The following is a 15,017-nucleotide window of genomic DNA, read 5'->3' on the forward strand; positions in this document are numbered from 1 at the left end:
ACAAGAATACAAATTTTGTATTTCTTGTCTTATTTTTTTGAAAAGGTTCTATTAGAGTAAAATGTTGATATTTAGTAAATGAAAGAGGACTGTCAATTTTAGACAGTCCTTTTAGGATTTTCTTCAACTAAAGCATGCAATAGTTCAACAAAAGTAGGTATGTTTTTTCTTTATTTATATTCTCCCTACAAATTATTTGCGATTCTTTTGTTTATTGGGAAAACCATGTGTTTTGTTATTTAAATTAGTTAAATTTCCTCTATGAATTATATCTTGAAATTCTCCAGGGCGACGTTTAGGATTTGTTCAACAAAAACGGCAATTTTTTCATGATTAGAGTGCTGAGGTTGTTCGGTCAATTCGGTCAGTACTCATTAGCAAATTAAAAAACGTTAATGGTTTTCCTTCGAGTGCATCTTCAACGATTCTTGATTCCAATATATAGTCAACGTTGATTGCTCCAATTCGTTCTTTTACTATTTTCAATACGGCTTGGTCAACTGTGTCGTTTAAGTAAATAATCGTGATCGACGTTTTTGATTCTTTACCATATGAGTCACTTTCAATCGTATGTGAAGGTGTTCGAAGTATATTTCTGAGTAAATAGATATTCGTTGTGCACTTTCTGTAAATCCTTGAATCGGCCCCTTAATTGAACACTCACTATACAGTTCTTCAATTGAGCGTTCCTTCCAATCTTGTGTCGCAACAAGTAATCCAGTTGATTCCCCATGAATCGAAATGTATGTGAATAAGAAAAGGCTTTGTCTATATTGGCAAACCCTTTTTTAATGTCTTCATCACCAAATAAGGCGCATTCAAATCAACCATTACATCGAACAGTTGAGAAATACGCATCGCCTACATTCGATCGACATTTAAGATATGTACCTGAAAATGTGGTTCGATATTCATATGCGGAAAGTCTGCTTTCCAGTCCATTGATTGCCATATTTTCGGATGATACGCCTTGATTCGTTCGCCAATCCTGATTAAATCACAATTCGCTTTTTGCATGGTTTGAATGGTCTCTAATGCTTTTTTGTCTAATTGATTACCTAGTTCTTTTTCGATTTTATTCACATATTTTGCATCAAGTTGGTGATATGCTTTTCCAAAATCGAATACATTGATGTCGATGTTAACATTGATATTCACTTTTGGTGGTCTTTTTGATTGTGGTATCACACGTACAGTTGAAGTTCCTTTTCTTAATGAAAAGCTGTAACTACGATAAGCGTTCTTTTCCTCACTAACTTTCTCTAATTTACCACTATATCGTTGTCTTCCTTTTTCTTTCCCATTTAGTAACATCAACATACGCAATTGTTCTTTATTGAGTTCTACATCAGTATTTTTTCCATGGCTAAATAATAGAGCACCATCTAATTCTGTACCCTGCTCTTTTTGCTTCACAACAGGAATTGCAAGATTTACTAATTCGTCTTCTTTTGATTCTAATAATTGCATCATCGTCACACTAGGAATGATACTATTCTTATTTAACGCCAAGTTAAAGGAATAAAAATTACTAGTGAAATTTCCATTTTGTTTCGGAGTTGTTTTTAAAAATGTTGCTAAGTCCCCCTTGAATACAACAACCGGTGTGTTAATAGACGAATACGGTGCATGCAGTAAAAAATTAAGTTGCGAAATTGGATCGTTTTTCACAAATGATTCACTCATTAAATAAATCCCTGTACTGATTCCTAAAAAGGCGCTTGATCAATATACTCCCCTTGACTAATTGCTTCAACAACATTCGCTCCTTTTAATACAACCGTATCAGAAACTGGTTCACCTGAACCTAGACCAGTACTTTTTATGTTTGTGACGACATAATTTAATTCGACTTCACGATTCATTTCATTCCAATCGAGTCCTGCAATATCGACAAATTGTAATTTTCTTAAAGGTAAGCGGTCCCAACAACCTGTTAAAAGTGGCAACAACAACAGTAAAATGGCAACTTTTCTCATCCATTTGCCACCTTTTCACGTAGAATCGAACCAAGCAAAAGAGCTGTTGGTAGCACAACGATCATGATGAAAGAAATAACATTGTTAACATCGGAATAACGAAAAATTCGTTGTCTATCAGCACAAAAGCAAGCAATGACAAAGCCAAAAAAGGCAATCAACCAAACCAATAAAGAATGACGATTGATTTCATTTTTTCGTATACTTGCGACATACCGTGCAGACAAAAATAAGTACATATAGACGGTCGCCGTTGTGACAGATAACCAAATCGTCATGAAGACGATATCTAAACTTTGCACGACAGGCCACCTGAATTTACGTAAAATGAACACCATTGGTTCTGTAATGGTATTTAATTGGGTTTCGCTAAAATTATAGGTGACGATGATGGCTATCAACGTATAAAAGAATGTCGTAATTCCGTTTGCAATAGACATTGCAAATAATATCTCAATCTTTTTTTTACACTGTACAAATGGAAAAACGTATAGAAGTAATTCGAATCCAGTATACGCCCAAAATGTTGGAATCGAGTCCTTTAAGACCGCCCCGATTCCATGTGTGCCAATCGGTAAGAAATGAAGCCAACTCCCTTTACCTATGCCACTTATAATGATAATCACCGCACAAATAACAAACAATGTGAGTACGGATTGTGAGACGGTCGAAATACTCCTTAGCGAAGAAGATGCGGTATAGGCTGCCATCAGAAACGAAAAACCGATAAGTACAATCCAAGGTGTTTCATATAACACCCACCGATGAAGGATATCTGCATAAGAGATCACAACAATGATACAATTCTGCGCGCAAAAAAGGGCAAGCAATAAGTTTAAAATGACACCAATTGGTCTTCCAACAATCTGATAGAGATACTGCTGAAATGTTAATGTAGGATAACGCTTACCAAGTCGATAAATCACTAGTATCACTACTTGTGAGAACACACCTCCAACCAAAACAGACATCCATGCATCATATCCTGTATGGCGAGATTCGTGGTACGGTATCGACAAGACATGTGCGCCAATTTGTGTTGTAATCACAAGGCATATCAGTTGGTTAATTGAAATCTTTTTCAGATGAATCATCTTCAACTACCCCTTTGGATTCTTTAGTCTTGTCATATCTTTTGCGACACTTTCGATTGGTCGTTTTTTTAGACGTTTGATCGGTGCTCGAAATAGGGTATCTTTTATCGCATCTTTGGTAAACCACGCATAAAAATAAGGAATCCCTATCGTGTGAATCCGAGCTAAATGCGTCAATAACAAAAAGAAGCTAATCTCTAACCCAATCAATCCAAAAATAGAAGCCATCACTAAGAAGGGGTACGTTATGAATCTTGCGACATTACTCATTTCGTATGAAGGAATAATAAAAGAAGATACACCCGTGATCGCAGTAACGACTACCATCATATTTGAAATCAGATTCGTTTGAACAACGACTGTACCAATGACAATTCCACCAACCACCCCAATTGTTTGACCGATCGGACCTGGTAGTCGAACGGCTGATTCACGTAAGATTTCGAGCGTAACAAGCATGATTAACGCTTCTAAAATTGGAGGTAAAGCAACCAATTGCATTGAACTTTTAAGTGATAAGGCAATTTCAAATGGAATAATTCGTGGGTCGAATGTTACGAGTGCTACATACAATCCTGGTAATGAAATAGCAAAGATGAAACAAACAATACGAAGAAAACGAAACATACTACCAATAATCCAACCAACTTGATAGTCATCAGGTGTTTGGAAAAAGGACCAAAATGAAACCGGAAGAATAACACATTCCGGTGACCCATCTGTTAAAATGGCAATTTTCCCATCCATTAGATAAGATCGGATTCGGTCTGTACGTTCAGAGATGAGAAATTTCGGAAATAGTGAAAATTTATCATCACTTATTAATTCCTCTACAAAACCAGGCGACTCGACATAATCGATATCGATACTGGCGATTTTTTTCTCTAATTCCATTAAGACGACTTCGTTCGCTAATGAATGCAAGTATAAAACGGCCACTTTTGTATTCGAACGACGCCCAACTGTGTAACTTTTTACGATCAGATCTGGTGTTTCCGCTAATTTGCGTAACATGTTTACATTTGTATCGATATTTTCATTTAGTGCTTTATGAGAACCACGTAAAACACGTTCATTCATTGGAATGGTAACGGTACGTTCATTTGTTAGTTCAGTGTCTAATAGATAACAGATTGGTTCTCCATTTTTTTGAACCACTGTTTTTCCTGCGACTAGTGCTTTTGATACGTCAGCTAACATTTCAGTTTCTTGATAATTAAGAATGTTTACCGCTTCACGAACACTCGTGTACTGTGTATGAAGTAACGGGCGGATGATGTGTTCATGCACAACAGCTGAGTCAATCATCGTATCTAAGTAGTAAAGACGGTACCATTCTTCCCCAACACGCACATCACTTGTTTTAAAATCGGAGGTATTAAGCAACATCTCTCGAAGGTTTTTTTCATTTGCATCTATAAGTGGTTCAATTTTCATGAAGAGACTCTCCTTTCTTCAAGTTAACCTTACATTTCCCGTTGAGTTCGATTTCCTTACCTAGCAATCAATGTTATTTTTGGTTAAAAATTCCTTACTAATTTTTTGTTTCTGAACGAACGAAAAAAGCGACCCTCACATACCTAGTGGTCGCTCGCCTATTTTTACTGGCTCATTTTAATCCTAGAAAAATCGATTCTGTTTGGCAAACGAATGAATCGGGACGAATTGGAGAAGGAGTTTTTAATATTATTGTTGTGTAAAAACATAGCTTAATGCTATGTTTTTTATTTTATATTTTTACTAAAAAAAGATTGTTTTAAGAAGGGCGTGTGAAATTTATAAAAACTTTGATAGAATTCCCCAATTTTCACAAGTTTAGTCCTCAGGTAAAGAAATCTCTATTTAACTGAAGGTTTAGGTAAATAGAACAGAAAATAATAAAAAAAAAAACGACATTTTATGGAAGAGAAATTAATAAATAGTCTGTATTTTTTTATCAAAACCAATAGATTTTCTTCGTCAAACTCCGACACAAAGTTGCAAATTCCCCAATACGCAGTCATTTTTAGTGAAGTATTATAGAATTGTAGATTAGTGTTTGAATATTTTAAATACTTAACCAGAGACGACTAAAATGGGGGGAGAAGTATGAAGAAGAAACAAAGAAGAAGAACATTATCGGTTGTTGCGCTAAGTACGATGTTATTAAATGTTGGAATACCTCATGGTTCGGTACTTGCAAATACGCAAATCAACCAAAATGATATAAAGCACTCAGATGGAACGTTCACTGCTGAAGAAGTAAACAAGATTCTAGCGGGATTAACACCTGAGCAAAAAGCAAGCATCAATAAGCTGACTGGCGCAGATAACACACAAAAAATACACGTCGATCAGAAGGATTTAAAAAGCGGGAAAAATATTGACATAATCGTACAATTTAAAGTAGATCCAGCAAAGATTCAAATGATAAAGCAATCACTTGAAAAAGGAAGCGCAAGTAAGCAAACATTTGCTGCTGATTACTCAGAGGCAAAACAAAAAGTTGCTGATGCACATGCGAAATTTAAAGCTTTTGTTAAGGCGCAACCGGGTAAGCAAATCACTGGTGGAAAAGAAATTTCGACGAATATCCTAATCACAAGAGAGTACACTGATTCATTTAACGGGGTTGTGCTATCTGTTCCACCGAGTATGGTTGAAACGATTGCAAGCCAGGCTGATGTCGCTTCTGTATGGTCAGTGGTCCAATACGAAGCAGAAGAAGGAACCCCTTCAGCAGGCGAAACACCGACAGCGATTGGAAAACCAACTGCAGGACTTTCGTTAATGGGAGTCGATAAACTACAAGCAGAAGGCCATACAGGAAAATTCCAATCAGGCCCTCGTAAAGGTCAACGTGTTAAAGTTGGAGTTCTTGACACAGGAATTGACTATAACCATCCTGACTTATATAAAGTAACACACGATGAGAACGGTCAATTATACGGAGGACACGACTTTATTAATTCTAAGGTTGATGCAGAAGGAAACGTGATCCAAGTAGATGATCATGATCCGATGGAAACAATCTATCCGGATTGGGAAGAAGCAAGAGAAAATTCACCTGGAAGTGTATCTTCTAATTACAAAGATTATGTTACGGAGCACGGTACACACGTATCAGGTACGATTGCAGCAAGTACGACAAATAATAATGACGTTTATTCAGCGAATGGTGTTGCACCAGATGTTGAACTTCACGGCTACCGAGTACTCGGCCCGGGTGGACATGGTACTTCTTACTCCGTACTAAGTGGAATTGAACAAGCAGTGATAGATAAAATGGATGTGGTGAATCTATCACTTGGTGCGATCATTAATGACCCATTTTATCCGACTAGTATCGCGATCAACAACGCAACATTACAAGGTCTCATTTGTTCAGTCTCTGCAGGAAACGCAGGACCAGGCGTCGCGACACTTGGATCACCAGGAACTTCACCACTTGCCATTACGGTTGGTGCAAGTACCGTTCCAGTAAAAATTCCTGTCCAAACATTGAAATTCGGAAACACGCCTTTTAAAGCACGTTTATTCGGGAAACATTTTGCAGACGCTGATGATGCGTTCAAAGGATTGTCGATCCCAATCGTCGATGTTGGTCTAGGAAGCCAAGATGATTATAAGGGAAGAGATATGAGTGGAAAAATAGCCATTGTTAAACGCGGAGGCGATACTTTATCTCAAAAAATGGCTAATGCGAAAGCTTCTGGGGCAAAAGGTATGATTATTTGGGATAACCAAGCTGATGAAGCAACTCAAGGTTATATTCCAAACTTCTTAGGAGTTAGCGGTGACAATGTTTATGGTGTTTCGATTACACAAGCACAAGGTGAAGAACTGGTTAACGCAATCAAAGCCGATCCCGGGAACGCAAAGATTACTTTCCCAATGACACTGGATGCCCCAATCAACAAACCCGCTGATGAATTAGCATCGTTTAGTTCAACAGGACCAGTAAAAGATTGGAGCATCAAACCAGATGTCGTGGCACCAGGTGTCGACATTTTCTCAACTCAACCATACGATGTGTGGGAACCAAATAGTAATAAAGATTATAAGTATGCGTATCAATCCATGTCAGGTACATCAATGGCTGCACCTCACGTAGCAGGAATTGCAGCGCTTGTACTAGCTGCACATCCGGATTATACACCAGCCGATGTCAAAACGGCTTTAATGAATACCGCAAAAGATATCAATATGGATTCAAAAACATATAGTGTGTACCAAGTTGGTGCAGGACGTGTCGATCCAGTCCGAGCAGTTCACTCAGACATCAAAGTCCAAATATTAGACAAAGCGAAAAGTATTACAACAATCGATGGGCAAACTCAAATTACGCAAATCGATAACACGACAGGTAGCTTATCGTTTGGATTTAATGGACGCGGAGAAGGAGCGAAACCTGGCTCTGATGATGTTGTTCAATCAAAAGAGTTCGCGATTACAAACCTAGGTTCAACAAGTAAAACCTTTAATCTAAGCTCTAAGTTTATTACAACAAAATTTGCGGGTTCAAATCCAGTAGGAGAAGGTACTGGAAATAATGTGAAAATCGACTTTTCGACTGATGATACAAATGTAACGTCTTTAAGTGTGAACGGTAGTAGCACAGTGAAAGCAAACGCAACGATTACTGTGCCAGCGAACGCATTAGATGGTACGTATGAAGGTTATGTAAATGTTGTGAATGCAAATGACGCGAACGAATCATACCGCATTCCGTTCACAATCACCATTGCTGAAAAAGGAATTGATTTTAAAGTGGACGTCAAAGCGATGACACTTACAGAGCGATATACTGGAAACTATAACCCAAATATAGGAGCACCAGGTTCTGGATATACTTTTTCTGTTAATAGTGGAATGGAAAGTAGCTATGTTCTATTGAAGGATAAAGATGGAAACTATATCGGAGTCGTACAAAATATTAACGATATAAGTGCGGCTGGTCCTGGGGTCATTTATGGTCCTATACAAATGCTTGTTGGTGGAAGATATTTACCATTTACAAAACCATTTGATGGCTCACTTGATCAAAATGGAATCGGAAAAACGCCTTCGATTCTTGAAGAAGGTACCTATTCAGTTGAGATGATTGCAACTGACAAAGATGGGAAAAAATTCACAAAAGAAGACACTCTTTATGTAGACTACAAAGCTCCTACATTAACGATGGATAGTGATTCGCAGCCAGGTATTTATGAAATCGACCCAACAGGGTACAATCCAGGACAAGAAGTGAAGAGATTTTATGGTACAGTTTATGATTCGAATATTGATGTCATGAAAAATAATGGCGAAACTACTTTAAAAGATATCGATACTCTTAAACCTGCACCTGTAGATCAAGGACAGAACACGGTTTTTGGTTATAAAGATGGTCCATTTATAACATCTATTTTTAGAACGGATGGAAATGGTCGTTTTAATTTCGGTTTAACACCTGATGATATTAAAGCAAAAGGAATGAAATTTGTTATCTATCCTAGTGACTTTGCTGGGGCAGGTGACTGGTATACAACGAAGAAAAAATATTACTTCATCAAAAAAGGATCTCCTTACGTAAAACTAACAGCTTCTGGAGGAGTAGACCCAGAGCTAGAAAGCAAAGGCAACGTGGTCGTTGAACCGAAAAAACCATTTAAAGTGTCACTAACGACGAAAAATGGAAATGGAATGGCCGGCGGTACGTTTTCAATTGAAGCTTCCTATACGCTTGAATATTCGAATATTAAGCTTTCTGACGAGTATGTAAACTATTTAAGTAGTAAAGGAATTACACCTAAACTAACAGTTGGACAGCCATATTTAAATCAAAACACAGGAAAAAATGCAATCGATGTGACCATTTCTGGCATTTCTCAAGCGGGTGCGCTGACGCAAGACATGAAGATTTTAGAAGCAGATTTGACTTATAAAGATGAAAATGCTTATGTTGGCCCAATAGACGAAAGTTTCGCTGTCGAAAAATCAAGTTTCATAATCGATGGAGAAGACACAAACGTTCCGGCTTTCTTAACGAATATGCCACTTGTCAAACAACCGATCTCACAAGTGACGGGCCCTCTGTTTGCGGAAAGCTTCAGAGCAAACAGTCTAAGCGGAAATTTTACAAATATTACGAAGGATTCAGGCGCGTTCGTTACGGCAAAAGATGCGGATGGTAATACGTATGTAACAGATAATGCAAGCGACACAAACACTGTTCAATACCAAAATCAAACGACAGGTACGTATTCCATAACAATGAAAGCAAGTGACAAACCATATTCAATTGAAACGAATATGCCAGGTCATTTCAAAGGATATCAAACAACGCCAGTTATTGGTTACAACAAATTCGGTTACCAATCAGGCTCATACTTTAATTTCGCATCGATAAACTCACCACTTTTACTTGGTGGAGATGTAAATGGCGATAATGTAATTGATATGAAGGATTTAGTTTCAGAAATTCAAGCATATGCTGATTTCGATTTTCTAAAAGGTGTATCAGCACCTTCAAAGGAAAAAGCAGAATTCTTTACAAATTCTACAGCTCATCGAAATAATGACATTAGCTGGGCTTTCTCTGGACTAAATTCATTTGGAAGTTACTCTTTCAGTAATATTGATTACAGTGATTTTTACTTTATCTTTAAAAACTTTGGTAAAAAAAATCAAAGTGCAATTGATGCAGGTAAGGTAGTCCCAGAACCACAACTTACTTTGACAGAAAATCTGTCTATCACATCAAATAGAGGAAATTATACTGCTTCTTCTTATGATTCAAAAGTTAAAACTTATGACTTATCTGGTGGTAATGGTCTAGGTGAAGTAATGGCAAAGCTAAACTTTGCTGGTCCAGCGCAAAAAACATCAGTAACACAATTACCAACTTTACAAGATTTGAAAAATGGTTCGACCGTTTCGTTCATTCCAACAAGCAATGTCATGTTAGATGATGTGGTATGGCGAGATGCGATTACAAAGGTTGAATTAGGCATAGGCGGAAATTTCACTGACGTAACGGATGCAGTTGTACCAAATACAACCAATCCAGCTGTATGGATTACAAAAGGAACTGCTACATTTGATCCGAATAAAGGGACTGTATATTTGCCGGCTAAATTAACGTTACACGGTTCCTTAATTAATACGACTGGCACGTACACGGTTCGCATCTCGGCTGATGGCTATCAACCAGTCACGACAAGCTTTACAATTGCTTCAGTGCCGATTCCAACTCCGACCATTCCAATGGTCACGGATCCAGCAAAAGCTCATATTGGAAACGATATTACGTTTAACTATACATTTGCTGATGACGCAAATTGGCGAAATGGAATCAATAAAATCGTTGTAAAAACAGCAGGTTTAACAACAGGCTTAGATATTACGGATCTAAAAGATGGTAATGGTAACTACTATTATGATCTTTCGCAACCTGGAAAAATTACATTTAAGGCAGATTTATTTAAAACTGATGCAAAACTTGATCCGAATAACGCAAATTCGTATAAAGCAGCCATCAATCCAGGTGGAGCTAACTTTTTACCTCAGTTATATAGATTTGATATCGATTCAAAAGGTGAAGATGGAACCATCTATCCGACGGTAACGATTGGTGGAGATGGTACAAATGCGGCTCAACCAATTGGATATGGCATTACGTTTGATACAAAAGGTGGAAATGAAATTAAGCCATTTGCAGTCGGGTTCAGTCCAGCTAATTCTAAATATGGTAGCTCAGGATTCACTATATTTAATAGTAATTCAAGTGGAAATCCGCTTCCTGTCAAACCTGGTTATACATTTGCTGGTTGGTATAATGTTGATCCAGTGACGAATGAATTAACAACCTTTTGGTATGCACCTGGCATCTTAACGTCTGATTTAAAAATTGCTGCAAAATGGCAAGTGAGTTACACACAAAACAATTCACCTGTTGATTTGTCGAAGCCAGATGGTGATAAATTTGTTGGTACAGTACTTGGTGAAGGTCCAGTTACGATTAAAATTCCAGACTATACAACGAATACACCATGGTTAAAGAAAAAGAGCGATATTGCAAAAATTGACGCAAAGTACAGAAAAATGAAAGCAGATGGCACATTTGAAACAACAGATAGTACGTATACGTTGGATCCTACTACGTATGATTTAGTTGATAATGGTGACGGTAGTGGTACGTTAACCTTCACAACGGCGACAGAAGCCTATGCAACAGCTCATCCAAGTGAAAAATTTGCATTTAGTCAAGCGCCAAGTTCAAATGGCTATCAACTGACATTAACGTCAACAACTGGAGAAACCGTTCAAATTCCAAATGTGAAACTAGGTTATCGCCGACACATTGATTTAAATGGAGGCACATTAAATTCACCAGGTGATGAATTCTTTAATGACAAGCTAGTTAACGGGAAAGCATTTGGTATTGATATGCTTTCAGCAGCACAAAGAGTGAAAAATGGCACCCTTTCAATGATGCCAAACCTTTATTATGATGCAGCCGGAACAAGCGGACAAGATGTACCAATTTCAACAGCAACTGGTAAGGTATTGAAAAACAATGAAACGTACTACATCGCTTGGATGAAAACACCGCCTCAAGTCACAAAGGATGTCGTAGGAAATATTGTTGGAAGTGATATTACGATCGCCTTTACAGATGACGGAACTTGGCGAAATAATATCAAGAAAGTAAGTATTGGTTCAAAAGTACTAAATGCGGGTACTGATTATAAAATAACGTATGATACAGTCACACATAAAGGTTCAATTACACTTGATAAATCATTATTTACAGCAGGACAAAAAATCAATGTAAACATTTCGTCAGAAGGGTACTTGGATGCGATTGTTACAGACCAAGTCATTGGTTACACAGTCACATTTGAAACAAACGGAGGCGATGCAATCGAACCGCAAATCGTCGAATCACGTGTTGCAATGCCAACGGAACCAACAAAAGTTGGTTACAAATTTATGGGATGGTACAGTGACGAAGCGTTAACGACACCTTTTGATTTCACAAGCGTTGTCACAAAACCTATTAAACTGTATGCAAAATATGCCTTAGCAACATCGATTGTATCAGCTGATACAACTGATAATGCGTTAGGCAATGAGATCACACTCGAATTTAGCGACAGAGATTGGGCAAATGCGATTACGAGTATCAAAGTAGCTGGCTCAGTTATTGATGCAACAAAATACAAAATCGATGCAATACATGGCACACTGACAATTGATCAAAGTGTATTCAAAAAAACAGGTGACTTTATCATCAACATTAGCGCAAAAGAATATGCAGATGTGACAGTGACTCAAAAAATCGTAAACGGAAATACCATTCACTTTGTGCTAAAAGGTGAAACAGCACCATTTGAAGTAAAAGACCAAATTGTTGTACGTCGTATTACAGAACCAACCGTACACGGATACGATTTAAAATGGTTCGCAGATGAAGATTGCACAATCCCTTGGGATTTCACAAGTTCTATTTACTCTGCAAAAACAATTTACGGAAAATGGTCACTTCATAAGTTTTACGTTATTTTTGATAAACAAGATGGTAGCTTAGTTGAAAGCAAGGCGGCAGAATATAAAACAACAATTACAGCACCAACAACTCCAACAAGAACTGGTTATACATTTGTTGGCTGGTATAAAGATTCAGAAGGACAAACTGCTTGGAATTTTGCAACTGATAAAGTAACAGAAGATACTGTTTTATATGCGAAATGGAGCATAAATAAGTACTCTGTTAAATTTGATAGCCAAGGTGGTAGTACAGTAGCTGAGATTACAGCAAACTATAACACTACAATTGCAAAACCATCTTTCCCAACAAAAACTGGTTATACATTTATTGGTTGGTATAAAGATGCTGCAGGCCAAGTGGTATGGAATTTTGAAACTGATAAAGTGACAAGTAATGTAACGCTTTACGCAAAATGGTTACTAAATGGACCAGTTATTAATCCAATAGATGAAAATGATACAAAGGTTTCAGGAACGACGTTAGCAAATGCGACGATCACTATAAAAATCGGTAGTGATGTAATTGCAACAGGACAAGCTGATTCTAAAGGATTATTTAGTCTGAAGATTAAACAATTGAAAGCAAATACAGAGTTATCAGCATATGCTATAGATGCAGCTGGTAATCAAAGTGCTATTACAACAGTCAAAATTTTAGATAAGAAAGCATCATAGATTACAAGTTTTATCTAAAAAATAAAGAAGTTCAAATTAAGGTACAGCTGAAGTAAACACGACGATTTACGCTAAATGGGTAGCAATTCCAGCTAAACCATCAAATTTTAAAGCAACAAAGAGCGGAAAATCTTTAGCTAAATTAACATGGTCAAGTGTGTCAGGTGTTGCAGGTTATGAAATTGTTAAGTCAACATCTAAAACAGGTTCATATTCTCACCTAAGCGACGTAAAAACGACATCTTACACAAATAATGGATTAAGTAAAGGTAAAACTTACTATTACAAAATTCGTTCTTTCAAATATGTTGGATCGAAAAAAATCTATGGCGACTGGTCAAGTATTATAGCGATCAAACTATAAATGTTTAAATAAAATTAGTACAAATTATTTTAAGTAAAATCAAAAAGGGTGCTAATCAGAGGCAATTGATTAAACACCCTTTTTGTAAAAAAATTAGATTAACCTTTTTCAAAATACAAACTTTCCCTTAAAATAAATAAAAAAACCGTTCGTAAATGAGTAATGCACCTCCAATTGTTAGTTGTGTCTTACAATTGGAGGTGCATTACAATAATACGAGTGGTTTTATTTTTTTGATTTATTAGATTATAAATTTAAAACCAAATCACTATCGAATGAACTTCGTACGTAGCCTTCTAATGACAATATATATTGGAGAGACTGTGGATTCGCTTCATTGAGTATCATTGATTCTGAATAATATTTTTTTGCTAGGTCGTAGTTTTTTCTTCGGAAGTATTCATAAGCAAGATAATAATATATTTTTGATTTTCTGTCTGGTGAATTACATAAATTACAACTATTAATTAAATTTTTATAGCGGTTAATAATCTCATCACCAACAGCATCTTTGATTTGAATGATCATTAATAATTCAGCATCAATTGCTCTTGGGTAGTTGTTCATTTGTTGAAAGTATTGTTGTGCTTTTTCAGCATAATAATAGGCTAAAATATTAGAGTCAATTTCATTATAAGCAACTGCTAAGTGATAAAAATATTCCGGATTTTTATAAACATCATTTTGAATTGATGTTAATAATTGAATTGCCTTCGGATAATCTTTATTTGTTAAAGATTGAATTCCTAATATATGCTTTAACATATTAACTTCATAAGGAGATAATTTGTTCTCTATTTTTTGAATTTTTTTGATGATATTAGTTGCCTCTTCTAAATTATTATTTAATAATAGGATTCTAATTTGTAGTAATTGATAAAAATATTTATAAGGTGAAATTGTTATTAATTCAAACTTTTCAAGCTCTTCTTTTGCTGTATTGATATCGTCAAATACTTGCATGATGATTGCATCATGTAATTGGTCTAAGGATGTTTTTAATTTATTTAATTTAGTAACTTCTAATTCTAAATCTACACCTAATCGTTCGGTTAATTTTTTTATTATTTCAATAGAATGATTTGCTTGATTGTTTTCTATTCTACAAATTTGTGCTCTAGAGCATATTTCATGGCCTAACTGATCTTGGGTTATATTGTATTTTTCACGATAAAACTTAATAATCTTCCCTTCATACATAATCTATTCTCCTTTATTTATAAGTACCAGTATTCAATTAATATGATTAGTACTCATTATTTTCTGTAATATCACTATATTAATTTTATAGTATTTAACAAAATATTAACATTTAGAATAACTTAGAGTTTTAGGAAGTAATGCTTAGAATGAATTTAATTAAATGCGGAAAAAAATGAATAGTGAACCATT

Annotated in this window: 8 protein-coding genes; 2 read left to right on the forward strand and 6 right to left on the reverse strand. The window is 36.1% G+C overall.

Annotated features, from left to right (window positions below):
* Window positions 1-333: 333 nt before the first annotated feature.
* The 5 genes from EP747_RS11230 to EP747_RS11255 form a co-directional block, all read right to left on the reverse strand.
* Window positions 334-633, reverse strand: a complete 300-nt coding sequence (locus tag EP747_RS11230) for a spore germination protein (RefSeq protein ID WP_129689951.1) — start codon at window positions 631-633, stop codon at window positions 334-336.
* A gap of 228 nt (window positions 634-861) precedes the next feature.
* Entirely contained in the window at window positions 862-1,686 is an 825-nt protein-coding gene (locus EP747_RS11240; protein WP_129689953.1) for a Ger(x)C family spore germination C-terminal domain-containing protein, read from the reverse strand.
* Window positions 1,687-1,709: 23 nt separating this feature from the next.
* Window positions 1,710-1,979, reverse strand: a complete 270-nt coding sequence (locus tag EP747_RS11245) for a hypothetical protein (RefSeq protein WP_129689955.1) — start codon at window positions 1,977-1,979, stop codon at window positions 1,710-1,712.
* Entirely contained in the window at window positions 1,976-3,073 is a 1,098-nt protein-coding gene (locus EP747_RS11250; protein WP_129689957.1) for a GerAB/ArcD/ProY family transporter, read from the reverse strand. The genes EP747_RS11245 and EP747_RS11250 overlap by 4 nt, the downstream gene beginning before the upstream one ends.
* Before the next feature lie 6 nt (window positions 3,074-3,079).
* On the reverse strand, window positions 3,080-4,510 hold the full coding sequence (locus EP747_RS11255; RefSeq protein WP_129689959.1) for a spore germination protein: 1,431 nt from the start codon (window positions 4,508-4,510) through the stop codon (window positions 3,080-3,082).
* A gap of 651 nt (window positions 4,511-5,161) precedes the next feature.
* Between EP747_RS11255 and EP747_RS25210 the strand changes: the two genes are divergently transcribed.
* Window positions 5,162-13,261 carry a S8 family serine peptidase gene (locus tag EP747_RS25210; protein ID WP_129689961.1) on the forward strand — a complete coding sequence of 2,700 codons (8,100 nt, stop codon included), beginning with the start codon at window positions 5,162-5,164 and terminating at the stop codon, window positions 13,259-13,261.
* 85 nt (window positions 13,262-13,346) lie between these two features.
* A complete protein-coding gene (locus EP747_RS11265) occupies window positions 13,347-13,625 on the forward strand; it encodes a fibronectin type III domain-containing protein (RefSeq protein WP_235832851.1) in 279 nt (92 codons plus the stop codon).
* Between the two features lie 246 nt (window positions 13,626-13,871).
* Here EP747_RS11265 and EP747_RS11270 read toward each other — a convergent pair whose 3' ends face one another.
* Complete coding sequence (locus tag EP747_RS11270) at window positions 13,872-14,825, reverse strand: helix-turn-helix domain-containing protein (RefSeq protein WP_129689965.1); 954 nt, start codon at window positions 14,823-14,825, stop codon at window positions 13,872-13,874.
* Window positions 14,826-15,017 lie beyond the last annotated feature (192 nt).

Source organism: Gottfriedia acidiceleris (assembly GCF_004138285.1).
Lineage (GTDB): Bacteria > Bacillota > Bacilli > Bacillales > Bacillaceae_G > Gottfriedia > Gottfriedia acidiceleris_A.

What these genes read in the sequence shown, in the direction of transcription:
- EP747_RS11240 (WP_129689953.1), bottom strand. Translation starts at nt 1,686, where the DNA reads ATGAGTGAATCATTTGTGAAAAACGATCCAATTTCGCAACTTAATTTT.
- EP747_RS11245 (WP_129689955.1), bottom strand. Translation starts at nt 1,979, where the DNA reads ATGAGAAAAGTTGCCATTTTACTGTTGTTGTTGCCACTTTTAACAGGT.
- EP747_RS11250 (WP_129689957.1), bottom strand. Translation starts at nt 3,073, where the DNA reads ATGATTCATCTGAAAAAGATTTCAATTAACCAACTGATATGCCTTGTG.
- EP747_RS11255 (WP_129689959.1), bottom strand. Translation starts at nt 4,510, where the DNA reads ATGAAAATTGAACCACTTATAGATGCAAATGAAAAAAACCTTCGAGAG.
- EP747_RS25210 (WP_129689961.1), top strand. Translation starts at nt 5,162, where the DNA reads ATGAAGAAGAAACAAAGAAGAAGAACATTATCGGTTGTTGCGCTAAGT.
- EP747_RS11270 (WP_129689965.1), bottom strand. Translation starts at nt 14,825, where the DNA reads ATGTATGAAGGGAAGATTATTAAGTTTTATCGTGAAAAATACAATATA.